Origin of the sequence: Streptomyces sp. NPDC056222, from assembly GCF_042264065.1 — a bacterium.
GTDB lineage: Bacteria > Actinomycetota > Actinomycetes > Streptomycetales > Streptomycetaceae > Streptomyces.
The window spans coordinates 1-22,742 of the sequence record NZ_JBHJTL010000120.1 but is presented as its reverse complement, the minus strand read 5'-3'; the positions used below and the strand labels follow the sequence as shown (position 1 = coordinate 22,742).

Here is a 22,742-nt window from a genome sequence, read left to right as displayed (position 1 = left end):
GGGGCGGGGGGGGTCTCCCCCCCCCCCCCCCCTTCTCTCCTCCCCGGGGGGGGGCGGGGGGCCCCCCCCCCCCCCCGCCGCGTATGCCATGGCATCAAATGGGGGGTGGGGACACATGGCCTTCTGGGACGGCCTCTTTCCGGGCAGGGCCGCGCAGTTCGACTCGGGCAGCGCGTCCAGCAACTCCATCGACCTCACGAAACGGCGCCCGTCGGTCTCCCTGACCAAGCAGGGCGCCGCCACCGGCAATCTCCGGGTCAACCTCTCCTGGCGGATGCGCACCTCCGACATCGAGGGCCGCTCACGCCAGAGCGGCCAGCTGCTCCGCCACCCCTCGAAGCTCTTCAAGCCCGAGGTCGTCCAGGCGCACACCCAGAGCATGGTCAACGTCGACCTGGACCTCGGCTGCATGTACGAGCTGGCGGACGGCAGCAAGGGCGTCGTGCAGCCGCTCGGCAACTTCTTCGGGTCCCTGAACGCGCCGCCGTACGTGAACCTGAGCGGCGACGACCGGTTCGGCGGCTCGTCCGGCGAGACGATCTTCGTCAATCTCGACCACCGGGACGAGATCAAGCGGCTGCTGTTCTTCGTCTACATCTACGACCAGACCCCGGCCTTCGACCGCACCCACGCCAAGGTCACGCTCTACCCCAGCAACGGGCCGCGGATCGAGATCGAACTGGACGAGCGCGCCCCGCAGGCCCGCTCCTGCGCGGTGTTCACCGTCGAGAAGGTCAAGGACGAGCTGATCGTCCGCCGCGAGGTGAAGTTCGTGTACGGCTTCCAGGCGGAACTGGACCGGCTGTACGGGTGGGGCCTGCAGTGGGGGCGCGGCTACAAGACCAAGGCCTGACCCGTGGCCTCACGGGCAGAGCCGAGGCCGGCCTTACGGGCGGACGAACTGCGGGCCCATCGGAGGCAGCCGGAAGTTCGGGTCCGGAGCGGGCGCGGCTGCCGCCGCGGGCTGGGGATAGCCGTAGGCGGGCTGTGCGGGCGTGGAGGGCTGGGGGTAGCCGTAGGCGGGCTGCGCCGGGGAGGCGGGCTGGGGGTAGCCGTACGCGGGCTGTGCGGGCGTGGCCGGCTGCGGGTAGCCGTAGCCGGGTACGGGCGCCGGGGGAGTGGTCGGCTGCGGAGGTACGGACACGGGAGGCTGGACGACCGTCGCGTCGAGCCCCGGCTCCGCGGCGGCCGGAGCCTCGCCCGCTCCCGCGTCGGAGGTCCCCTCGTCCGTGCCCTCGTCCACCGAGATCCCGAAGTCGGTGGCGAGCCCGACGAGCCCAGTCGGATAGCCCTGCCCCACCGCGCGGAACTTCCAGCCGTCCCCGCGGCGGTACAGCTCGCCGCAGATGATCGCCGTCTCCTCGCCCGTCTCCGCCTTCACATCGAACAGGGCCAGCGGCTCGCTGTCCGCCGCACCCGCGTCGTACAGCAGAATCCGCAGGTCGGAGACGGAACGGAAGGTGTCGCCGTCCGAGGAGGCCGCGATCACCACCTGGTCGACCGACGGGTCGAGCCCGCCGAGATCGGCCTCGACCGTGTCGGTCAGCCCCTCCGCCACCCGCTTCTTCGGCAGCCGTCGCACCAGCCCCGAGGGATGGCGCGGCTGGTTGTAGAAGACGAAGTCCTCGTCGGAACGCACACGACCGTCGGCGCCGAGGAGCAGCGCCGAGGCATCCACGTCGGGGACCCCGGGTCCAGGGGTCCAGCGGAGCACGGCCCGTACGGCCGCGGTGTCGAGAGGGACGTTGGAGCCCTTCAGCATCGCGTGCGTCATGACCGTCATCCTGCCTTCCCGGTCCGCCCGTGGACAACGCGGGGGCCATGGCGAACGGGGAGAGATGCGCCGGATGCGGATGAGTTACCTGGATTTCATGATGGAAGGGAACTAAGGACACCCGCACCTACGTACTATTACCGGCCACATGTCGTCAGGGCCCAGAGAGGCAGTCGGGGGAGTTACATGCGTCATTTCGGGCACATCCCGTCCGCTTCGCGGGCCGGGCTGTTCCATCAGGAGCCGGCCGAGTTCACCGCCGACTCGCCCGCGAGCACGCTCGCCGTGGCCCTGGGGGCCACCCTCTACAGCCCGGCCACCCGGCCGCGGCTCGCCGACGACGTGCGCAAACAGGCCGCACGCGGGGTCGTCTCCATGGTGCTGTGCCTGGAGGACTCCATCGACGACGCCGATGTGGAGGCGGCCGAGGCCAACCTCGTCCGCCAGTTCGCCGACCTCGCGGCGGCGGACGCCCCCCAGGATGTGCCCCTGCTCTTCATCCGGGTCCGTGAGCCCCGCCAGATCACCGATCTGGTCGCACGGCTCGGCGACAGTGTCCACCTGCTGTCCGGCTTCGTACTGCCGAAGTTCACCGAGAAACGCGGACGGGCCTTCCTCGAAGCCCTCACCGTCGCCGAGAGGGTGAGCGGACGGCGGCTTTTCGCCATGCCCGTCCTCGAATCGCCCGAGCTTCTGCACCTCGAGACCCGCGCCGAGACCCTCGCCGGCATCGCCGCGACCGTAGACAAGTACCGCGAGCGGGTCCTCGCCCTGCGGCTCGGCGTCACCGACTTCTGCTCCGCGTACGGACTGCGCCGCTCGCCCGACATGACGGCCTACGACGTCCAGCTCGTCGCCCATGTCATCGCCGACGTCGTCAACGTCCTCGGCCGTTCCGACGGCACCGGCTTCACCATCACCGGGCCCGTCTGGGAGTACTTCCGGCTCGGCGAGCGCATGTTCAAGCCCCAGCTGCGCCGCAGTCCCTTCCTGGAGGGCCGCGCGGAGGACCTGCGCACCGCGCTCATCGAGCACGACCTCGACGGGCTGCTCCGCGAGATCGAACTCGACCGGGCCAACGGCCTGCTCGGCAAGACCTGCATCCACCCCACCCATGTGGTGCCGGTGCACGCACTCTCCGTGGTCAGCCACGAGGAGTACAGCGACGCCCAGGACATCCTGCGGCCCGAACGCGGCGGGGGCGGCGTGATGCGTTCCGCGTACACGAACAAGATGAACGAGGTGAAGCCGCATCGCGCGTGGGCCGAACGGACCCTCCTGCGCGCCGAGGTCTTCGGCGTCGCCAAGGAGGACGTCGGCTTCGTCGATCTGCTCACCGCCGGACTGGCCGGCTGACGGAAGGTGAAGGACGACGTGGTGTGGTCGGGAACGTGGGTCGCGGAGCGACTGGGCGTCGAACTGATCGGCGGCGAGGAGCTCCCGGGCCTGTTGGGCCTCGCACTGCGCCGCAACCCGAAGCGCGCGCATCTGCTGGTCTCCAACGTGCTCGGCAAGCACGTGCCGCAGCGCCCCTCGGTGGTCCACGGCGCCGGGTGCGACCTGGGCGTACGCGTACGTGAGCTGCTCGGCGAGGAGGAGGCGGCACGGGCCGTCGTCCTCGGGTACGCGGAGACGGCGACCGGTCTCGGCCACAGCATCGCCGACGGCATCGGCCTCGCCCCCTACCTGCACTCCACCCGGCGGCCCGTGGCGGGCGTCGCCCCGGCCGGCGGCTTCGAGGAGTCCCACTCGCACGCCACCTCGCACCTGCTGCTCCCGGAGGACCCGAAGCTGCTGGCCGGTGACGGCCCGCTGGTCCTCGTCGACGACGAGTTCTCCACCGGCAACACGGTCCTCAACACCATCCGGGACCTGCACGAACGCTATCCGCGCGACCGGTACGTGATCGTCGCCCTGGTCGACATGCGCACCCCCGCCGACCGGGACCGGCTCACGGCCTTCGCGGCCGAGATCGGCGCCCGCGTGGACCTGCTGACCCTCGCGGCGGGCACGGTGGGCCTGCCGGAGGGCGTCCTGGAGAAGGGCCAGGCACTGGTGGCGCGGTACGAGGCGGCCGCGTCCGGCGCGCCGGACGTGAGCGTGACGCCCGCCGCCGGCCCGGATCCCGCCGCGACCCCGGATCCCGCCGCCGGCCCGGATCCCGCCGTGGCGGGGGATTCCGCGACGCCGGCCGCTTCCGCCGTTCCCGCTCCGCACGCCACCGCGGTGGCCGTACGCGTCGACCTGGACTGGCCGCAGGGCGTACCGGACGGCGGCCGCCACGGCTTCACCCCGGAGCACCGCTCCCGCCTGGAGACGTCCCTCCCGGCGCTGGCGGCGCGGCTTGCCGAGGCGCTCCCGCCCACGGGGCCCGGTCGCGTCCTCGTCCTCGGGTTCGAGGAGCTGATGTACGCACCGCTCGCGCTCGGGCTCGCCCTCGAGGAGAGCGGCCTCGACGTCTCGTACTCCACCACCACCCGCTCGCCCGTCCTCGCCGTCGACGACCCTGGCTACGCCATACGGACCCGGCTGGTCTTCCCCGCCCACGACGAGCCCGCCGACGGGCCCGGCGAGCGGTACGCCTACAACGTGGCCGGCGCGGGTTTCGACGCGGTCGTCGCCGTCGTCGACTCCGTCGCCGACACCCCCGAACTGCACGCCCCCGACGGTCTGCTGGCCCGGCTCGCGGAGCACATACCGCACGTGGTCCTCGCCGTCGTCCCCTCGTACGTCCCGTCATACGGACCCGCCCCCGCTGCGACTCCCGCCCGTGCTTCGATGCCCGCTTCCGCTTCGATCCCCGCTCCCGCCACCGAAGCTCCCGAAAGGAGCTCCATGCTGCCCGAGCCCCTCCGCGGCCCCGCCTTCTCCTCGTACGCGCCCGAGGAGGTCGGCTGGCTGCTCCAGGACCTCTCGGACGTCGAGTTGGAGGCCCCGACCGAGGAGCGCGAGGAGGCGATCCAGAGCGGAGGCGCCCACTACGCCGAGTCGCTGCCTGTCGAGTACCAGCCGAGCGACCGGTACCAGGAGCTCTTCCGCGCCGCTCTGGAGACCTCCGCCGCCCGCATCGCGCGCGCCGTCGGCTGCGTCACCGAGACCGTGCTCGCCGAGAAGTCCGGCACGCCCGTCCTCGTCTCCCTCGCCCGGGCCGGCACCCCCGTCGGCGTGCTCATGCGCCGCTGGGCCCAGGCCCGCCACGGCCTCGACCTGCCCCACTACGCCGTCTCCATCGTGCGCGGCCGTGGCATCGACGCCAACGCGCTGCGCTGGCTCGCCGCCCATCACGACCCGGCCGACGTCGTCTTCGTCGACGGCTGGACCGGCAAGGGTGCCATCACCCGCGAACTCGCCGACGCGATCGAGGAGTTCGAGCGCGCCGAGGGGATCACCGGCTTCGACCCGGAGATCGCCGTCCTCGCCGACCCCGGCTCCTGCGTGCGTACGTACGGCACCCGCGAGGACTTCCTCATCCCCTCCGCCTGCCTCAACTCCACCGTCTCCGGCCTGATATCGCGTACGGTCCTGCGCGCCGACCTTGTCGGACCCGACGACTTCCACGGCGGCAAGTTCTACCGCGAACTGGCCGGCGCCGACGTCTCGAACGACTTCCTCGACGCCGTCTCCGCATGCTTCGACGAGGTGGCCGACGCCGTCGACACCGACGTCAAGGAGCTGCTCGCCGCCGACCGCACCCCCACCTGGGAGGGCTGGGCGGCCGTCGAGCGCATCAGCGAGGAGTACGGCATCCACGACGTCAACCTGGTCAAGCCCGGCGTCGGCGAGACCACCCGGGTCCTGCTGCGCCGCGTCCCCTGGAAGATCCTCGCCCAGCGCGGTGCGGGCGCCGACCTCGCGCACGTACGGCTGCTCGCCGAACAGCGCGGGGTGCCCGTCGAGGAGGTCGACGGACTCCCGTACACCTGCGTGGGACTGATCCACCCTCAGTACACGAGAGGCGCCACAGGCGCCGACGGGAAGGCGGTGGTCTCCCAGTGACCAGCACCGTGATGGTCGCGAGCGACCTCGACCGTACGCTGATCTACTCCTCCGCCGCCCTCGCGCTCGGCATGCCCGACGCGCAGGCACCCCGACTGCTCAGCATCGAGGTGCACGAGTCCAAGCCGCTGTCGTACATGACCGAGGACGCGGCCGTGCTCCTGGAGCACCTGGGCGCCGAAGCGGTCTTCGTCCCCACCACCACCCGGACCCGTAAGCAGTACCAGCGCATCCAACTCCCCGGGCCCGCACCGAAGTACGCGATCTGCGCCAACGGCGGACACATCCTCGTCGACGGTGTCAGCGACCGCGACTGGCACGAGGCCGTGGTGCGCCGACTGGCCGAGGAGTGCGCGCCGCTCGCCGAGATCCGCGCGTACTTCACCGCCACCACGGACCTGTCCTGGGTCCGCAAGCACCGGGTCGCCGAGGACCTCTTCGCGTACCTCGTCGTGGAGCGCGAGCGGCTGCCGGAGGAGTGGCTGAAGCGCTTCGGCGACTGGGCCGAGGACCGCGGCTGGACGGTCTCCCTCCAGGGCCGCAAGGTGTACGCCGTGCCGAAGCCGCTCACCAAGAGCGCGGCGATGCACGAGGTCGCGCGCCGCTGCGGCGCCACGCTCACCCTCGCCGCCGGGGACTCCCTCCTCGACGCCGACCTGCTGCTCGCCGCCGACCGCGCCTGGCGGCCCGGCCACGGAGAGCTCGCCGACACGGCCTGGACAGCCCCGCACGTCGACGTGCTCGCCGAGCGCGGCGTGGCGGCGGGCGAGGAGATCATCCGCCGGTTCCGGACGGCCGTGGCCGATCACCACGCGTCGGTCCCGGCGCAGCTCAACGGGTCCCCCGCCGAACTCCCCGACCCGGCCTGAGCAGCCGCAGCCCCACGAAGCACACCACCGCACCCGCAGCCGTCACGAGCACCGCCTTCGAGTACACCGACACATAGCCGGTGACCTGCTCCCAGTTGTCGCCGAGCGCGTAACCGGCCAGCACGAAGGCGGTGTTCCAGATCGCGCTGCCCAGCGTCGTGAGGACGAGGAAGACGGGCAGCGGCATCCGCTCGATGCCGGCGGGCACGGAGATCAGACTGCGGAAGATCGGCACCATCCGCCCGAAGAACACGGCCTTGGTGCCGTGCCGGGCGAACCACGCCTCCGTCCGTTCGATGTCCGCGACCTTCACCAGCGGCAGCTTCGCCGCGATCGCGACGGTCCGCTCCCTGCCGAGCAGCGCCCCCACCCCGTACAGGGCGAGCGCGCCGATCACCGAGCCGGCCGTCGTCCACAGCAGCGCGGCGAGCAGATCCATCCGCCCGCTCGCGGAGGCGAAGCCCGCGAGCGGCAGGATCACCTCGCTCGGGATCGGCGGGAAGAGGTTCTCGAGGGCGACGGCGATTCCCGCACCGGGAGCACCGAGCGTGTCCATGAGGTCGTTGATCCAGGTTTCCATGCCTTCGACGGTAGAAAGCGGGGGCGGGCGGCGGACTGGTGCCGGCCGCACAGTACGGGTGCGGGTTTCCGCAGTAGCGGATTCCGCTGTTGCGGTCGGGGGCTGGATTCGCCGGTTGCGGATTCGTGAACGGCGGATCGCCCGATGTGGATACCTCGGATGTGCAATTCCCGGTTGTGGATTCCCGGTTGTGGTTCTCCGGTTGTGGTTTTCCGCAGTGCGTGCGGCGGCGACTGCCGTTAGCGTGGACGATCATGAGGACTCTCGCCGGCTACGTCATGCGCTGGCTCCGGGTGGCGGCCGGTCTCGCCCTCGGGGCCGCGACCGCCGTCGTCGAGGTGCTGTGTCTGATCGCCGGCGGGCTTGCGCTGCTCCCCGTACTCGCCTGGCCACGCGGCCGAGCCGCCGTCCTGCGGACCCTCACCGCCGCCGCCCACGCCCTCGGCCGACTGGAGCGGAACCGACTCGACCGCTTCCTCGGCGTGAAGCTCCCCGGCGTCCAGGGAGACGGCGCGGCCCTGCGCCACCTCGCCGCCCGCTGGCCCCTCGGACTCCTCGGCGGTGTCGTCCTCGGCTGCGCCGCGTACGGCCTCGGGCTCGGCACCTTCGGTTTCTACGGCTGGTTGATCACCGAGATCGACCACCCCTGGCTCGTCGCCTTCAGCAGCCTCGCCGGGTTCTTCCTGCTCTTCCTCTCCGTCCAGGGGTCCCTCGGCGTCGTCTCCCTCGAGGGCCGACTGGCCCGCCACCTCCTCGGGCCCAGCCACGCCCATGCGTTGGAGGCCCGGATCGCCCAACTCGCCACCAGCCGGGCCGAGGTCATGGACGTCGTGCACGACGAGCGGCGCCGTATCGAGCGCGACCTCCACGACGGCGTACAGCAACGGCTCGTCGCCCTCGGCATGTTGCTCGGCCGGGCCCGTCGGCTGCGCGCCCGGGACCCGGAGCGCGCCGACGAACTGCTGCTCCAGGCCCACGAGGAGAGCCGGCGTGCGCTGACCGAACTGCGCGAGGTGGCCTGGCGGGTGTACCCGACCGTCCTCGACGAGGCCGGGCTGCGCGCCGCCCTCGAGAGCGTCGCCGAACGCAGCCCGCTGCCCGTGGGACTGGCGTACGCGGTGCAGGGGCCGCTGCCGAGGGCGGCGGAGGCGGTGGCGTACTTCGTCGTCTCGGAGGCGGTGACGAATGTGGTCAAGCACGCGGGCGCGACCCGGATCGACGTACATGTGGCTGTGAAGGAAAGGGAGTTGAGCGTGCGGGTGACGGATGACGGAGCGGGTGGCGCGGACGCGTCGGGGAGCGGGCTGAGCGGGCTCGCGAGCCGGACGGCGGCCCTGGACGGGCGGTTCGCCGTGGACAGCCCGGTGGGCGGCCCGACGGTCGTACGGGCGGTGCTCCCGTGCGCGTGATGCTGGCGGAGGACTCGACCCTGCTACGGGAGGGGCTCGTACGGCTCCTGACCGAGGAGGGCCACGAGGTGGCGGCGGCCGTCGGCAACGCGGTCGAACTGCTGACGGCGGTGGCGGCGGACCCGCCGGACGTGGTCGTCGCGGACGTCCGGATGCCCCCGACGCACACGGACGAGGGGCTGCGGGCGGCCCTGGAGATCCGCCGGGAGTGGCCGGACGTCGGTGTCCTCGTGCTCTCGCAGTACGTGGAGCGGCGGTACGCCACCGAGCTGCTGACCGGCGAGTCGGGGGCGGTGGGATACCTGCTCAAGGACCGGGTGGCGCAGGTCGACGAGTTCCTGGACGCGCTGGAGCGGGTGGGGGAGGGACGGACGGCGTTCGACCCGGAGGTCGTCCGCCGGCTCCTGGTCCGCACCTCCCACACCGACCCGCTGTCCCGGCTGACACCGCGGGAGGGCGACGTCCTGGCGGCGATGGCGCAGGGGCACACGAACGCGGCGATCGCCGGGCAGCTGCATGTGTCGCAGAGCGCGGTGGAGAAACACATCAACGCGATCTTCGACAAGCTGGAGCTGACGGGCCGGGGCGAGGGGTACAGCAGACGGGTGCTGGCGATCCTGCGCTACTTGGGGAGCTGATGGGCTGCTTGGGCCGCTGATGCCGCCTGGAGGCTGATCAGCGCCTTCGGCTGCTCGGCGGCAGGCCCTGACAGTGGCAGTGGCAGTGGTGGTTGCGGTTGTGGCGGTCTCAGCCGCAGCAGCCTCCGCCGCAGCAACCGCCGCCTCCGCCTCCGCCAGGGGCGGGCGCGGACGCTCCCGTCGCCGTACCGCCCACGGCGACGGCGGAGAGCAGCTTGACGGTGTCGTCGTGCCCGGCGGGGCAGGAGGCGGGGGCGGAGGACTCGGCCATGGGGCGGCTGAGTTCGAAGCTGTCGCCGCAGGTCCGGCAGCGGTATTCGTAACGAGGCATGGGGACAGGCTAGCCGGACTGGTGCCCGGCGCCACGCTCCTCGCGGATCTGCTCGACGACGCGGGCGGCAGCGGTGCGGACGGATTCGAGTTCGATCAGGAAGTGCCAGTAGTCGGGGTGCCGTCCCTCCAGGGTGCCGATCGCGCGTTCGAGCCGGCCGACGGCGTCGTCGAGGGGGCGGGCGTGCCGGGGGTCGGGGGTGTTGCGCCCGTCCATGGCGAGGCGCTGGGCGTCGCGGATCGCGAAGCGGGTGCGTTCGATCTCGTGCTGCGGGTCCTTGGCGACGGCCTCGAGCCGACGGAGCCGGTCGCCGGCGGCGGAGACGGCCTCGTCGGTGGTGTTGAGCAGGGCGCGGGCCGTGGCGAGCAGGCTGGTGGCGTCCGGCCAGCGCTGTTCGTCGCGGGCCTTGGCCGCTTCCTTGAGCTTCTCCTCGGCCTTGCGGACGTTGTCGCCGGCCTGCTCGGGGACGTGCTGGAGGTCCTGCCAGCAGGCGGCGGAGAAACGGCGGCGGAGCTCGGACAGGACCGGCTCGACCGCACCGGCCCGGGTGGTGAGCGCCTCGGCGCGGGTACGGAGGGAGACCAGGCGCTTGCCGGTCTCGGCGGCCCGTTCGGGCAGGCGCTCGGCCTCGGCGCGGACGGCCTCGGCGTCGCGCAGGACGCGGTCGGCGCGCTGGAGCGTCTCGGGGACGCCGTGGCGGCCGGCGCCTTCGTTGAGGCGGGTCAGTTCGGGGCCGAGGGCGGCGAGGCGCGCGGCGAGATCATCTGCTCGCAGACCGGACTGTCGCGCCGTGTCGAGAGCAGTGCTCGCGTTCCGGAGCGCCTGTCGCGCCCGCTCGACGGCGGGGGCGAGGCGGGCAAGCTGTGTCTCCGCCTTGTCGAGCAGGGGGCCGAGCCCCTGCTCGAACCGGTCCAGCTCCCCCTTGACCCGTACGAGCTCGTCCTTGGCGCGGGTGAGCTCGGTGCGGGCACGGTTGGCGGTGGCGGCGTCGAGCTCGTCGCGGTCGAGGTCGTGGGTGTCGACGGCGGTGATGTAGGCGTGGCTGACCTCGTCGATCCGCTGCCCGAGGGCCGAGAAGCCGTCGATGGCGCGCTGCGCGCCGGGCGAGCTGTCGACGGCGGTGATCGTCTCGATGGAGATCCGAAGATCACGCTGAGCGGTGTCGAGCTCGTAGAACGCGGCCGCTGCGGCGTCCTTGGCGGCCTGCGCCTCGGCCCGCTGGCTCTCGCCACGCCCACCGAACCACCGCCGCGTACCGCCGCCGGCGTAGGCGGCGGGAAGAAGGGCGAAGGCGAGGAGCGGCAGCGCGAGCGCCAGCCGCCCGATTCCGCTCCTGCCTCGTCCGTCCGCCCCGGATTCCGATCCCGCCCCCGTCGTCACGGCGCTCGTCGAACCGCCCCTCGCGTGAGTCGCCGCCACGTCCCTCTCCCGTGCTGTGTCCGCCCTGCCCGGTCTGGTTCATTGTCCCACCAGGTAAGGACGAACACACGGGCCTGTCAGTTCGCGCTGCGGACGACGACTTCCCCGTTGTCGCTGTGGGCGGTGACGACGTGGGGGCTGCCCTTGCGGGTCGGTACGTCGATCCGGACGCTGCCGTTGTCACTGCGTCCGTCGACGTCGTACGGGACGGAGGAGGTGGGCAGGGCGATGTGGACCTCCCCGTTGCTGCTGACGGCCTCGACGCGCTGGGGTGCGGCGCTCAGGGAGAGCCGTACGGACCCGTTGTCGGACCGCGCGACGACCTGCTGGGAGGTGGTGCCGCCCTCGACGACGACCTCACCGTTGTCACTGGTCAGATCGAGCGCGCCGGAGGACCCCCGGACGAGGACGGCGCCGTTGTCGGACCGTACCTTCAACGGGGTCTTGAACCCGTCGGCGGTCACCTTCCCGTTGTCGTCCTCGACGGTGACTGCGACACCGCGGGGCACCTGGATCCGGTGGACGGAGTCGCAGTTGCTGGCGACGGCGTCGCAGTCCACCCGCAGCGTGAGCCGCCCGCCCTCGAGCTTCCAACTGGGGTCGGGCCCGTTCCCCATGAACACCCACCCGTCGACCTGTCGGCTGACCCGCACGTCCTCGATGTCGGCGGGCACGATCTCCAGCGCGGAGTTGTCGGCGTCCACAGTGAGCGCGTCCCCGGAGAACGCGAAGTTCTTCCGCTCGACGGGCGCCGCGTCGACGTCGGCGCTCCCACAACCAGAGACCCCGAGGGCGACGACGAGGGCCCCGCCGGAGGCGAGGAGCATACGGATGCGGCGACGAGCGGCCATGACGATCAAACCCCCAGGTAACGCGCTGACTGTCCCCTCAAGGTACGGACCCACCCACCACCCCACGATCCGGCGACCCACCGTCCGATGGTGGGGCTACCCCCCGAACCCGCCCGGTTTGCGGGACCCACCGGTGGGCCATGTACGCTGTTGCCTCATTCCACGGGTGCGTAGCTCAGGGGTAGAGCGCTGCTCTTACAAAGCAGATGTCGGCGGTTCGAAACCGTCCGCGCCCACCAGCAGGAAGCACGACGAAGGCCCAGGTCACCGGTACTGAACCGGGAGCCTGGGCCTTGTTCGTTCCTCAGCCGAATGGGCGGGGGAAAGGCGTCGTGCCACTCACGTGCCAGATGCCTCGCCGGACTCCGCTGGCCGAACCTTCCTGATCTGATCGTCGACGTGGGCGGCGATCGCGTGGTCACGACCGTTCACCAGGTGCTGATAGATCAGCGCGGCCCGCACGGACGAGTGCCCCATCCGCTGCATCAGCTCACGCGTCGTGGCGCCGCCGGTCGCGGCGAGGGTGTTCCCGGTGTGGCGCAGATCGTGGAAGTGGACGTCTCCGAGGCCGGTCTTCCTGAGGGCCTGCAGCCACAGACGGCGGAAGTTGTTCCGGCGCAGCTGCCCGCCGCGTGCCCCGGTGAAGACCAGCCCGGTGCGACCCGGCTCGGCATATACGGCGAGATGGGTGGCCAGACTCTCCGCCAGCGAGGCTGGAAAGGCGACGGTGCGCACACCGGCCGCGCTCTTGGGTGCCTTGACCAGGATGCCGTCAGTGCGGGTTTCGGCAAGGGCACGCCGAACGGCGACGGTTCGCCGATCGAGGTCCACATCATGGCGTTGAAGCGCGGCGAGCTCCCCGAAGCGGAGACCGGTGAAGGCCGCCAGGAGGATGAACACCCGGAAGCGAGCAGGTACGGCTTCGGCGAGCTGGAAGACCTCGGCGACATCGAGGAACGGCCGCTCGGCGGTCTTGGCTGCTCCGGCCCCCTTGATACGGCAGGGGTTGCGCTGGATCACCTCGTCGTCGACCGCGGTGTTCATGATGGCCCGAAGGATCTGATACACCTTGGCGACCGTCGGCTCACCGACACCAGACTCCAGAAGGCCGGCACGCCAGCGGCGGATCTGGGGTGTCGTGATCTCACTCAGGACCACGTCCGCGAAGGTCGGCAGGATGTGGAGGCGTAGCGCACTGCCGTTGCGTTCGCGGGTGGTCGCCGCGTAGTCGCGCTCTTTGAACCAGGCGTCGGCGTACACGCCGAAGAGAACCTTGTCGTCCGGGTTCTTCCATTGGCCGTCGAGGATCTCCGCTTCCTTGCGGACGAGCCATCGATCGGCATCGGTCTGCGAGGCGAACGTCTCGGGAGCCGATCGCGTCAGCCCGTCCGGCCCCTGATAGCGAGCCTGGAACCGTCCTGACGGCAGCTTGCGTACTGCACCGAAGCGGCGACGCTTGCCCTTGGTGTTCGCCATCAGGCCACCGCCCCGAACCGACGACGAGCGACGATCGGCTGGACGGTATGGGCAACTACGAACTCCTCCAAGGCCCGCTCAGGGATCCGTACATGGCGCCCCACCTTGACGAAGACGATCCGGCGCTCGGCGATGAGGCGTCGCGGGAAACGGGCCGTTGTCCCGAGGCGATTCGCCACCTCGTCCACCGTGAGCAGTTGGTCGGTCATGCGCGTTCCCCTTCCGTGGTGTCGGGTGTGAGTGAGGCGGCGAGCCATTCCTCGCCGCGGGTGAGGCCGGTGCCGGCGAAGGCCCATTGCCCGAGGACGAAGACGGTGTCGTCGTCGGTGGGTTCGACCGTCACCGCCTGGTCGCCACGGGCGATCGCAGCCTGGAGGCGCTGCCATTCGGCGCGGGCGGTGCGGAGTGCGCCGAGGGTGGTCGAGTAGCGGCGGGTCTTGGTGGAGAAGTGACCGCGGAAGCCGAGCATGTGGGCCCAGGCGCGGAGCCGGAGTTCTTCGAGGTCCTTGCGAGCCCCAAGAGTCCAGGCGGTGCGGATCAGTCGGCGGGCGTGCTCGGGGATGGACTTGCGGCCGAGTTCGGCAAGGAACTTGATGGGCCGGTCGAGAGTGCCCGTCGCCGTTTCGGCGCCCTTGGTGGCGTACTTGGCGATGTAGGCGGCGACGGCGCGCTCGGTGAGTTCAGTGCCGCCGTCGAAGTCGGCCGAGCGGATCGGGCGGATGTCGAGCTGGGAGCCGAAGGCGAAGGTGTGGGTGCGTCCGCCGATGACCGGACCGGGCACGTCGGCAGCGCTCGCAGCGGCTCGGATGGCGTCGGTGAGGAGTGCGGCGGTGGCCCAGGGCGGAGGCGGCGTGTCGCCGCCGTCGGGGCCGTCGAGGCGGACGACGGCGTGGAAGTGGATGGCTCCACGGCGCTGGTACTCGGCGACCTTGGCGAAGGAGACGCGAGCGTGCTCCTTGAAGGCGCGTTGGGTGAGGCCGGCTCGCTTGGCGACTTCGCGGCGCAGGTAGATGGAGAAGCGAGCCCAGATCTTGGAGGCGTGCGCGTTCCAGAGCACGGCCGCTTCGTAGTCGTAGCGTTCCGGGTCAAGCGGGGTGCCCAGCTCGTGTGCGTCGTCGGGGTGGGTGGTGCCGCAGCGGCAGCGACCCTTGGCGGGGCGGTTGTGGACGGGGCCGAAGCTGGGAGCGGTGAAGGTGGCGAACACTCGAGGGTGGGTCGCTACACGCTCGGGTGTGCCCTTGCCGCCGCGGAGTCCGGCGGTGATGAGTTGGTAGGTGTCGCGACGGTAGGTCTCGGCGCAGGCCGGGCAGCGGGTGGCGCGGCGGTTGTTGCAACGGACTAAGAGGTTCCCGGCGGGCAGGCCGCTCGCGGTGAGGTGGTGCAGGATCTCGCCGGTGCCGGTGTGGACGTCAGTGCGGTGGCCGTCCAGGCGGATCGGTGTGGTGCAGCCGCCCAGGCCCTTCAACTGGCGCATGAGGCCAGGCATGGTGCCGAGCGAGGCGAGGAAGGCGAGGTCACGCAGCGGGGGAGGTGCGGTCGTGGTCACGCGAAGGGGCCTCCTTCCAGAGGTCGGGAGATGGGCCCGGGCACCGGCCGGTGTGGCGGTGGTCGGTGCCCGGGCAGCGGGTCAGCGGGTGAACGCGGCGTCGGCGGCGGCGTCGAGCAGCTGCCGCAGCGGCGGGACGGTTCCGGTGCCCTGGCACGTGCGGCAGTGGGCGGTGATGGTCCGGCGCCGGCCGTAGCGGTCGCGGCCGCCGAGCGTGACAGCGGCCGAGGCGAAGCCGTCGCAGGACGGACAGATGCGAGCCGGGGCGTGACGGTGCTGGGGCATGATGGGACGTCCTTCCGGTCAATCAGATCGGGTAGGGCTGGCCGTCCGGGCGGCGGAGACTTGGCGGTTTCAGGGCCGCCCGGAGGGCTGGTCAGCGCTGGCGCTGGCCGTTGAGCAGGGAGCGCAGGACGACGGCGCAAACGGCGACCGAGGCGGCCGTGATGGCGACGGCGAGCAGCATGGAGACCAGGACCGCGCCGACGACGAGGACGGCAGCAGCACCGCCACCCACGGCGAACAGAAGTCCGGTCGGAGTGAGTCGGACCGATGGAGCGGAAGACGCGGCCGTCTCGACGACGTGCGCCGGGGTGGTGTGTCGGCAGGCGCACGACCCGCTGGTCTGGTGGGGCTCGACAGCGGCCGAGGCATGGTGAACGAGTGGTGTGGTGATGCCGGTCGGGGTGGGCATGGTCGGGATGCGCGGGCGGAGCATGGTGGATCTCCCTTCTGGTTCGGCTACTTGGTGGTGCCGTTGACGGCGTCGACGCCGGTGCGGGTACCGGACTCGATGGCCGGGGCAAGGAAGGTGTCGGCGAGGAGGAAGCCGCCGAGGAGGAGCACGACGATGAGCCAGGTCGGCGGACGCATGAGCTTGATGCCGAAGTAGCCGAAGATGGCGACGACGAGGATCAGCGGAAGTTCGAGGTTCACGGCGGGTCTCCTTGCGTCAGTTGGCGCGGCAGCGGTGGGTGCGGGCGGCGAGCTGGGCGGCGGACTGGGTGGAGAAGTCGGCGGACCAGCCGCAGTTGTCCCGGGAACAGACGGCGGCGTGCTTGGTGCGTCCGTTCCGGTCGCGGTGAGTGCCGATCTGCACGGGGCCGATCCGCATCACGGAGTGGAAGAAGTCGCGGGCAGGCATTTCAGTCGGTCTCCGTTCGAGTGGTGGTCGGGTCGGGGTACGTGGCGCGGATACCGGCAGCGGTAGCCGGGTCGGCGGTGCGCTGGGCGGCTTCCTCGGCGAGCAGGTGGGCGAGGTAGGGCCGGTTGGCGGCGGCCATCTCGCGAGCGCTGTCGAGGTAGTCGGCGGTGGTGAGGTCAGCCGGGTCACGGATCACGGGCGTGGCTCCCTGCAAAGTCAGGCGAGGTGGGCGGCGAGCTGGTCAGCCATCGGGCCGGGCAAGCCCAGGCGGTCGCGCAGGGTCGCGGCGTCGATCGGCGAACCGGTCGAGGCGCGGTGAGCGTCGGCGAGCTTGCGGGCGTGATCGACGAGGGCGGGCGGCACATCCGCCGGCGGCGCGGCGGGCAGGGCAGGGACCGGCTCGGCAGGCTCGATCGGTTCCGGCTCCGGGGCGGGATCTGGTTCGGCCGACACGGTCAGCGGCTCGACCACCGGCAGCGGATCAGGTTCGACAGCTTCAGCTGCCCGGCTGGTCGGGGAGTGGACGAGGAGAGTGCCGCCGAGGAAGGCGAGGGCGGGCCAACCGGCGACAAGAATGCGCAGCCAGTCGGGCACGTCTTTCAGGTCGAGCAGGCCCGCGGTGGCGACGTTGGCACCGAGCGAGGCCGCCAGGGCGACGGCGAACCAGGACCAGGCCGCGCGGGCCGGTTCCCCCTGGTCGCGAAGGGTGCGCAGGCGGCGCCAGGCAGCGACGAGGAGCAGGTCGACGGAGACGGGGTAGGCCCAGGCTTTCCAGCCGTCCTGACCGGCAGCGGCGGCAAGGTCGTGCAGGTGGGCGAAGGACAGAGCACCGGCGATCACGGCTTGCACGAGGACCGCATCAGGACGCGGGATGGAGGTCGTCACCGCGGGCTCCGGGGAGCATGGCCGACCGCACGGGCAACCTTGTCGAGGTCTGCGGCGGTGTAGGCGGTGCGGACGCCGGAGATGGACATGCCCGCGGCTTCCGCCAGGGAAGCCAGGGTGTAGGGCCGTGGGCGGGTGAACTCACGGGCGTAGGCCAGGTAGGCCCGGATCTCCCGGTCGTAGCGGTCACGCTCGTCCCGCAGGGCGGAGAGCCGTCCCAGGAACTCATCCGGGGCGAGACCATCCAGGGCGGCCAGCGGCTCAGACATGGACATCTCCCTTCGGTGTGGGCCGGGGGCAGGCAAGGCACGAAGGCCGGTTGCCGGGTCCCCGGGCTGTTTCGGGCATGGCGGGGTTAGGGACAGGGCGCGAGACGGTCGCGCCGACCGGGGAGGGGTGTGCGTCAGGCGGTGACTGGCTCGGACGCGGGGGCCGGGATCTCGACCGGGGCCAGGTCAGGCAGCACCGGGCGGAAGGACTCCAGGCCGTCGAGGACTGGGGCGCGATGCGCGTGCTCGGTACAGGCGTTCACGGCCTGCCGCATCGTCGTGAACGGCGTACGAATGCGGACCCAGCCGCCTGTGGAGTCACCAGCGACAGCCAGGCCGGGACGCTCGACGGGGATCTGTGTCGTCGCCAGCACCGCATCCGGGGAGATGTCGCCGAATGCCATCTTGGCCGAGGCTTCGTCGTTGACCCGGTGCGAGATGCGACCGGTGAGTTGGGCACGAAGCATCGTGATCCCATCCCCAAGTTCGGCGCCGAATCGCTGTCCGCAGATCTCGACGTAGATGCCGGCAGCACGGCCGAGCTGGACGAGCCGCACGAGTGCGGTGATGATCCGCTCGCGGCGCTTCTTCTCCGCAGTGTTGGAGAACAAGGCCAGCTCGGCGACCTCGTCCACCAGGAGGACGACCGGCACCGGCCGCAGTTCCTCGGACAGGCCCCAGATGTCGGCGGTGATCTCTTCGTCCGGAGTATCCGCGCTGATCCGCTGCTCATGCCGGATCACCTGGTAGGTGTCCGCCATCCGCTGCACGAGCGCTTCCAGCAGGTCGGCCGCATCATCCGCGTTGTCAGCCAGCGCCGAGAACCGGCGTGCCAGCGGAGCGAGTTCCACACCCTCCTTGCAGTCGATGCCCACCAGCGCGACGTGCCGCGACGCCAATTCCTTCACCAGGTGGCGCTGATAGACCGACTTCCCCGACTTGGTCGCGCCCAGGTTCAACGCGTGCGGCACCTCCTGATAGTCGCGGTAATGGACCTCCCCGTCCTCCCGTAGAGCCACCGGGATACGTAGCCCCTGCCGCTCGACCTTCGCAGGCATCTGCACCCGCTCCAGCACGTCGTATCCGGTCATGCGCAGCTCGACCACACCCGACTTGACCTCTCGGGATGCGACGCCGTGCATGGAGAACGAGTGCCGCAACCGGTCCGTGGAGGACGCGAAGTCGAAGGCGTCCTGACCCGGGCGCAGCTTCACCTGCAGCACCAGCCCGGTACGCGTCGGGCGGATTCGCAGGATGCGTGGAGGCCGGGACTCAGGCGCCGGCCGACGGGTCAACCGGGCGAGCGTGAGCCGCAGCCGGGACGGCGGCACCGTCAGCCCGCACGCGTCCATGACCGTGGCGTACCGGACGACCACCCGAATCATGGCGAGGCTGACGCCGATGGTGAGCCAGTACCAGGCCGGGCGCAGCCGCCGCAGCACGAGAGCCGCAACGACCACCACCAGGGCTAAGGCGAGGAACGTCGTCGTCGACATGCCGCTCAGCCCTTCGCGGACGGGGCGACCAGTGCCACCGCGCGGAAGGCGATACCGAACCGCTTCTCACCGTTGAAGGTGTTCTCCCAGTCCCGCGCCTTCAGACCGACGACCTTGACCGGCATACCCAGGGCGATCCCCTCCGGGACGCCGGTCTCCGGAACCGAGACGGTGTAGAGGTTGGCCTCGCCCTCGTCCGCGATCGTGAGGCCGACAGTCATCATCTTCGCGCCCGTCTCCCGGTCGACGGCGATCTCACCGGTCTGCTTGTTGATGACCTTCGCCTTGGGCTCGACGGCGACGAAAACGATGGCGGTCGAGGTGTCGATCTTGAAGGAAGACATGGCCACTCCTTGAGTCAGAGACGAAGGCGCACGACGGCAGAGGCCGACTTCGCTGTCCTAGGACTGCGGCGCCTGACTCAAGAATGAGGGTGCAGTCCCAGGACTGTCAATGTCCTAGGACTGTGCTTCACTGTCGTTGTAGAGAGGGAGGCCCCGTGGCATCGAAGTGGCGAGCGCTGGCGGACCGGCTGGCGGAGCAGATCAGGAGCGGTGAACTCCGCCCTGGCCAGCAGCTTCCGCACATTCGCGACCTGGTCGAGGCCGGCGAAGGCTCCAAGTCCACGGTGCACGCTGCCTACAAGGCACTGGAAGCGGAGGGTCTGGTCACGTCCTCCCGCGGACACGGCACGGTGGTGCGAGAGCAGACCCCGCTGAAGCGTCTGGGTGTCGCGCGGTACGACAAGGCGAAGTGGCGAGACGGGGACGAAGTCGCGTTCATCGCGGACCGCGTAGCGTCAGGTCGCGCGTATCGCCGCAACGAGCAGACCCAGACGGTCAGCCGCGTGACGGCGTCGCCCCTCGTCGCCGAGAACCTGGGTGTGGAGCCCGACTCCGAGGTCTACGCCCGCGCCCGCCTGGTGAAGGAAGGCGAGCAGCCCACGCACACCCTCACCAGCTACTACCGCCCGGATCACGTGGAGGGGACACGGCTCGTGGACCCGACTCCCGGACCGGCCGGCAGAGGCGGCGGGTACAAGGTGCTGTACGACGCGGGGTACGAGATCGATCACATGAAGGAGTCCCTTTTCGCGCGCGTCCCGACGGCTGAGGAGGTCAAGCTCCTCCAACTTCCGGCAGGCGAACCTGTTATGGAGCTGCATCGGACCACGTACACAGCGGACGGGACCGTGGTCGAGTTCGCCGTAGGCGTCCACGCGGCGTCGCGGTTTGCATGGGAGTACGACTTCAAGGTCCCGGACTCGGCGCAGTCGAAGGCCGGCGCATGATTCTGCCGGACGCGGTCATGAAGGACGCCCAACTCCTCTGGGACCACCAGCTCATGGGCCACAGCCCGCGGCCGTGCTCCGTCGCCATCGGCCTGGGCAGTCACGACCTGGGCGTAGCCGACGTGACCGCCGAGCTGTACCAAGAGGGCATGGCGCCCCTGATCGTCTTCACCGGAGCCACGAGCCGGACGACCCGCGAGCGGATGCCCCGCGGGGAAGCCGAACACTACCGAGAGCGCGCCATCGAACTGGGCGTCCCCAACGAGGCCATCCTCGTGGAGCCGAAGGCCCGGAACACTGGGGAGAACATCCGCTTCTCACGCGCACTGCTGGAGGAGCACGGCGTCCCCGTGTCGTCCGTGCTGTTGGTGAGCAAGCCGTACGAGGAGCGACGGGCCTACGCCACAGCCCGCAAGCTGTGGCCGGACGTCGAGTTCGTCAGTGCATCAGCACCGATGACCCTGGCCCACTACATCGACTCGATCGGCGACGCCCGCCTGGTCGTCGACATGTTGGTCGGAGCGCTTCAACGACTGCTGATCTACCCCGCCCAGGGCTTCATGATCAGCCAGGAGGTCCCCCAGGACGTCCAGGACGCCTACGAGCGCCTGTGTGCCCAGGGGTTCACGAGTCGACTCATCCCCGACGCCTCTTAGGCGGAGTGAGTAAAAACCTTCTCTACGGGTTCAAGGCACCCGCCGCGCACAGCGCGGCGCGTGCGGCCGTCGTCCGGGCCGCCGCTCCTGTCTCCGCCCCGCTCCGACCCGACCGCCGTCCGCACGCCTGACAGCTCGGGTTGATGGGCGACGAATCCACGACGTGGCCGAGGCGATACGCGAGTCCGGCTCAAGACGATGCCTCCGGCGGGGGCGCTCCGACTCCGGGATGGGAGAGGGCCGTACGCGGGTGCCGGCCGGTGGGGTGCAGTGGTGGGGAACTCCCATCCCGCCTGCCGCCGACCCAGGCAGAGCCGAGCAGACACAGCACCGGGCGTCCAGGTCGTTCGTACAGTGGCGCGCTCCACCTGGACGCCCGGCACCGCGCCTGCTCCACGGTGCGTGGGCCGACGGCAGACGGGATGGGAGTTGGGGTAGGTGATGTGCAAGGTCGGATAGCGACCGCGCGTACCACAGGGACCCATCCGTACCCCTACTCAGTGTGGCGACCCTGCTCTCGAAGGAACTCTTCGACTACATCGGGATGACGACGCATCGCTGCCCGAAGCTGCTTGATCTGGAACTTCTCCCGACCGACGTCGAGCACCTTGTCGTACCCCTGTTTGGCTTCTACCAGTCTCTCGGCTACAAGGAACTCAATGATGTCTTCGAGGGACGGCCTGAAGCGCTTGCCGCCAACCGGGAAGTGGAGCTTGTCGAGTGTTCGCCGGGCGTCGCCGTCCCGGTTGAGAGCCTCCAGTGCCGGCGAGGATCCGTGGACCTGGAGGTGGGCGGCTGTGTACTGCTCCTTCTCCCGCTCGAAGTCGAAGTGGCAGAGGCAGGTGGCCAGATCTTCGTCAGAGAAGATGCCGCAGTAGGAACTGTGGACGGTTAGATACTTCGCTTCCCTATCCATACGGACTTGGAAACTCAGATTCATCCAGGCACGGGGCTTCTTATGATCGATGCGAATGGGGAAGGCGGTGGGCTGGGTCGGGTTCGACTTACTCAGGCCCGAGCCGATCGTGAGAACAGCGCCAAGTGGGGAAAATGGGCGCACGACAGGAGTAATCCGAACATCGTTACAGATTGTCCCGTTGAGTACATCCTGGAGTTCTCGAGCGAATCCACGGGCCTGAGCGTGAAGCTCAGAGGTCAACCGTTCCCCCGATAGAGACCCAGAGAGCATGTGCCGCAGAAGACGTGAAGTCTCGCGCCTTGGCCTGTTTTGCAAGGTCTTCGTAGGTGAGTCCCAGGGCATGCAAGGCGTCGACGGCAGCCGCTCGGAAGTCCTCTTCCGAGATCACAATCACGCCGTCTTCGTCGTAGTCTGCAGGTCGATCAAGCTGGATGGTCATCTCTATCACCTACCCCCAAAGTATCCCCGGTCCGAACAGTGTGCACGGCGGGTCTGACACTGTCTCGCACGCAGCGGGTCGGCGCCACCCTCCGCGCGGCCTGAAGGGTGATACCCGCCATCTGCGGCTCCGTTCAACGCTTGGAGCCCGGACGGAGGACCACTGACCAAGCAGGTTCTCACGTGACTGATCACTGGGAGGGGTGGGGTGCCGATCGCCCACCGTCTCAGTTTCCCGCTTCATTCAGCGCGGTTCGGTCCCGTTCAGACGAGGCCAAAAGCCGCCGCGAGGTCGCACGTCGTCCGGGCATGAACACAGGTCAACGGCGCCAGACCCGTGTCTGTCCACGCAGGCTGCCCCGGACAGAGCAGGGGTGCAGCCGCCTGGACATCCCGGAAGCCGGGCGCGCGCAGATGGACACTACCCCGGGGTACTCACAGACAACGGTGCCCGAGGCGTGCCGCATCCGTGCCACATAGTGCGGGGAGCCAAGGGGAACCAGGGGCTTGGCGGGTGCGGAGCTGTCGATCAGCCCTCCAGCATCCGTACAGGTCGGACGGGGCTCATCCTCCCGCTCCCGCTAATCCGGTGATCGCTCGGCCCACCGCTGCCGTCGGGAGCAGGCCACCAGCGCTCTGCCGTCTTCAGTGGGTAGAGCAGGAAGGTCCATTTCTGACCCGTGGAATCAATCAGCCCTCCGCGCACGGCCGGCCGTGCGCGGAGGGCTGCACGGTTCGGGGCTAGCCTTCGTACC

27 protein-coding genes and 1 tRNA gene are annotated in these 22,742 nt (G+C 70.2%); 9 read left to right on the top strand and 19 right to left on the bottom strand.

The genetic code is table 11. From position 1 onward, the window contains the following. Window positions 1-115 precede the first annotated feature (115 nt). A complete protein-coding gene (locus tag ACFC0D_RS34595) occupies window positions 116-853 on the top strand; it encodes a Tellurium resistance (protein ID WP_376444893.1) in 738 nt (245 codons plus the stop codon). A 33-nt stretch (window positions 854-886) separates the two neighbouring features. Here ACFC0D_RS34595 and ACFC0D_RS34590 read toward each other — a convergent pair whose 3' ends face one another. Further along, window positions 887-1,783 (bottom strand): TerD family protein, encoded by an 897-nt coding sequence (locus tag ACFC0D_RS34590; protein WP_376444891.1) that lies wholly within the window; start codon window positions 1,781-1,783, stop codon window positions 887-889. A gap of 177 nt (window positions 1,784-1,960) precedes the next feature. Here ACFC0D_RS34590 and ACFC0D_RS34585 point away from each other — a divergent pair, with 177 nt between their 5' ends. The 3 genes from ACFC0D_RS34585 to ACFC0D_RS34575 are packed head-to-tail and all read left to right on the top strand — an operon-like array spanning window position 1,961 to window position 6,639. After that, window positions 1,961-3,130, top strand: a complete 1,170-nt coding sequence (locus ACFC0D_RS34585; protein ID WP_376444888.1) for an HpcH/HpaI aldolase/citrate lyase family protein — start codon at window positions 1,961-1,963, stop codon at window positions 3,128-3,130. 18 nt (window positions 3,131-3,148) lie between these two features. Continuing rightward, window positions 3,149-5,770, top strand: a complete 2,622-nt coding sequence (locus tag ACFC0D_RS34580) for a phosphoribosyltransferase domain-containing protein (RefSeq protein ID WP_376444885.1) — start codon at window positions 3,149-3,151, stop codon at window positions 5,768-5,770. Between the two features lie 11 nt (window positions 5,771-5,781). Next, a complete protein-coding gene (locus ACFC0D_RS34575; protein ID WP_376444905.1) occupies window positions 5,782-6,639 on the top strand; it encodes an HAD family hydrolase in 858 nt (285 codons plus the stop codon). Here the strand turns inward: ACFC0D_RS34575 and ACFC0D_RS34570 are convergent. Next, window positions 6,602-7,219: a DedA family protein gene (locus tag ACFC0D_RS34570; protein WP_376444883.1), complete on the bottom strand. Its 618-nt coding sequence runs from the start codon at window positions 7,217-7,219 to the stop codon at window positions 6,602-6,604. The genes ACFC0D_RS34575 and ACFC0D_RS34570 overlap by 38 nt on opposite strands. 254 nt (window positions 7,220-7,473) lie before the next feature. Between ACFC0D_RS34570 and ACFC0D_RS34565 the strand changes: the two genes are divergently transcribed. Beyond that, window positions 7,474-8,628, top strand: a complete 1,155-nt coding sequence (locus ACFC0D_RS34565; protein WP_376444880.1) for a sensor histidine kinase — start codon at window positions 7,474-7,476, stop codon at window positions 8,626-8,628. Beyond that, window positions 8,628-9,266, top strand: coding sequence for a response regulator (locus ACFC0D_RS34560; protein WP_376444902.1), 639 nt, complete (start codon window positions 8,628-8,630; stop codon window positions 9,264-9,266). The genes ACFC0D_RS34565 and ACFC0D_RS34560 overlap by 1 nt, the downstream gene beginning before the upstream one ends. Window positions 9,267-9,375: 109 nt before the next feature. Here the strand turns inward: ACFC0D_RS34560 and ACFC0D_RS34555 are convergent, their stop codons facing one another. The 3 genes from ACFC0D_RS34555 to ACFC0D_RS34545 form a co-directional block, all read right to left on the bottom strand. Beyond that, window positions 9,376-9,597 (bottom strand): zinc ribbon domain-containing protein, encoded by a 222-nt coding sequence (locus tag ACFC0D_RS34555; RefSeq protein ID WP_376444877.1) that lies wholly within the window; start codon window positions 9,595-9,597, stop codon window positions 9,376-9,378. A 9-nt stretch (window positions 9,598-9,606) separates the two neighbouring features. Next, the gene (locus ACFC0D_RS34550) at window positions 9,607-10,923 is read right to left on the bottom strand and encodes a hypothetical protein (RefSeq protein WP_376444899.1); all 1,317 of its coding nucleotides are present in this window, start codon (window positions 10,921-10,923) and stop codon (window positions 9,607-9,609) included. Between the two features lie 170 nt (window positions 10,924-11,093). Then, window positions 11,094-11,867, bottom strand: a complete 774-nt coding sequence (locus ACFC0D_RS34545; RefSeq protein WP_376444875.1) for a DUF4097 family beta strand repeat-containing protein — start codon at window positions 11,865-11,867, stop codon at window positions 11,094-11,096. A 164-nt stretch (window positions 11,868-12,031) separates the two neighbouring features. On the opposite strand from ACFC0D_RS34545, the gene ACFC0D_RS34540 reads away from it, so the two are divergent. Next, window positions 12,032-12,106: transfer RNA gene (locus ACFC0D_RS34540), tRNA-Val, on the top strand. Between the two features lie 100 nt (window positions 12,107-12,206). On the opposite strand, the gene ACFC0D_RS34535 is transcribed toward ACFC0D_RS34540, so the two are convergent. From ACFC0D_RS34535 to ACFC0D_RS34480, 12 genes are all read right to left on the bottom strand, one after another. Continuing rightward, entirely contained in the window at window positions 12,207-13,343 is a 1,137-nt protein-coding gene (locus ACFC0D_RS34535; RefSeq protein ID WP_376444873.1) for a tyrosine-type recombinase/integrase, read from the bottom strand. Further along, complete coding sequence (locus ACFC0D_RS34530) at window positions 13,343-13,552, bottom strand: excisionase family DNA-binding protein (RefSeq protein ID WP_376444870.1); 210 nt, start codon at window positions 13,550-13,552, stop codon at window positions 13,343-13,345. Before ACFC0D_RS34530 ends, ACFC0D_RS34535 begins: the two co-directional genes overlap by 1 nt. Further along, window positions 13,549-14,829 (bottom strand): replication initiator, encoded by a 1,281-nt coding sequence (locus tag ACFC0D_RS34525; RefSeq protein WP_376444896.1) that lies wholly within the window; start codon window positions 14,827-14,829, stop codon window positions 13,549-13,551. The genes ACFC0D_RS34530 and ACFC0D_RS34525 overlap by 4 nt, the downstream gene beginning before the upstream one ends. A gap of 141 nt (window positions 14,830-14,970) precedes the next feature. Next, on the bottom strand, window positions 14,971-15,174 hold the full coding sequence (locus ACFC0D_RS34520) for a hypothetical protein (protein WP_376444868.1): 204 nt from the start codon (window positions 15,172-15,174) through the stop codon (window positions 14,971-14,973). A gap of 91 nt (window positions 15,175-15,265) precedes the next feature. Further along, window positions 15,266-15,607: a SpdD-like protein gene (locus tag ACFC0D_RS34515; RefSeq protein WP_376444865.1), complete on the bottom strand. Its 342-nt coding sequence runs from the start codon at window positions 15,605-15,607 to the stop codon at window positions 15,266-15,268. Between the two features lie 23 nt (window positions 15,608-15,630). Next, a complete protein-coding gene (locus ACFC0D_RS34510) occupies window positions 15,631-15,825 on the bottom strand; it encodes a hypothetical protein (protein WP_376444862.1) in 195 nt (64 codons plus the stop codon). Between the two features lie 16 nt (window positions 15,826-15,841). Continuing rightward, window positions 15,842-16,033, bottom strand: coding sequence for a mobile element transfer protein (locus ACFC0D_RS34505; protein WP_215181725.1), 192 nt, complete (start codon window positions 16,031-16,033; stop codon window positions 15,842-15,844). 1 nt (window position 16,034) lies between these two features. Further along, window positions 16,035-16,229 carry a hypothetical protein gene (locus ACFC0D_RS34500; RefSeq protein WP_376444858.1) on the bottom strand — a complete coding sequence of 65 codons (195 nt, stop codon included), beginning with the start codon at window positions 16,227-16,229 and terminating at the stop codon, window positions 16,035-16,037. A 20-nt stretch (window positions 16,230-16,249) separates the two neighbouring features. Next, complete coding sequence (locus ACFC0D_RS34495; protein WP_376444855.1) at window positions 16,250-16,918, bottom strand: DUF2637 domain-containing protein; 669 nt, start codon at window positions 16,916-16,918, stop codon at window positions 16,250-16,252. Continuing rightward, window positions 16,915-17,187, bottom strand: coding sequence for a hypothetical protein (locus tag ACFC0D_RS34490; protein WP_376444852.1), 273 nt, complete (start codon window positions 17,185-17,187; stop codon window positions 16,915-16,917). Before ACFC0D_RS34490 ends, ACFC0D_RS34495 begins: the two co-directional genes overlap by 4 nt. Before the next feature lie 134 nt (window positions 17,188-17,321). Then, window positions 17,322-18,683, bottom strand: a complete 1,362-nt coding sequence (locus tag ACFC0D_RS34485; RefSeq protein WP_376444849.1) for an FtsK/SpoIIIE domain-containing protein — start codon at window positions 18,681-18,683, stop codon at window positions 17,322-17,324. Window positions 18,684-18,688: 5 nt separating this feature from the next. Then, on the bottom strand, window positions 18,689-19,027 hold the full coding sequence (locus tag ACFC0D_RS34480) for a hypothetical protein (RefSeq protein ID WP_376444847.1): 339 nt from the start codon (window positions 19,025-19,027) through the stop codon (window positions 18,689-18,691). Between the two features lie 155 nt (window positions 19,028-19,182). On the opposite strand from ACFC0D_RS34480, the gene ACFC0D_RS34475 reads away from it, so the two are divergent. Both ACFC0D_RS34475 and ACFC0D_RS34470 read left to right on the top strand, forming a co-directional pair. Next, a complete protein-coding gene (locus ACFC0D_RS34475) occupies window positions 19,183-19,974 on the top strand; it encodes a GntR family transcriptional regulator (protein WP_376444844.1) in 792 nt (263 codons plus the stop codon). Further along, entirely contained in the window at window positions 19,971-20,630 is a 660-nt protein-coding gene (locus tag ACFC0D_RS34470; RefSeq protein WP_376444841.1) for a YdcF family protein, read from the top strand. Before ACFC0D_RS34475 ends, ACFC0D_RS34470 begins: the two co-directional genes overlap by 4 nt. A gap of 493 nt (window positions 20,631-21,123) precedes the next feature. Here ACFC0D_RS34470 and ACFC0D_RS34465 read toward each other — a convergent pair whose 3' ends face one another. Both ACFC0D_RS34465 and ACFC0D_RS34460 read right to left on the bottom strand, forming a co-directional pair. Beyond that, entirely contained in the window at window positions 21,124-21,570 is a 447-nt protein-coding gene (locus ACFC0D_RS34465) for a hypothetical protein (RefSeq protein ID WP_376444838.1), read from the bottom strand. A 208-nt stretch (window positions 21,571-21,778) separates the two neighbouring features. Then, window positions 21,779-21,988: a hypothetical protein gene (locus tag ACFC0D_RS34460; protein WP_376444835.1), complete on the bottom strand. Its 210-nt coding sequence runs from the start codon at window positions 21,986-21,988 to the stop codon at window positions 21,779-21,781. Window positions 21,989-22,742: the final 754 nt, after the last annotated feature.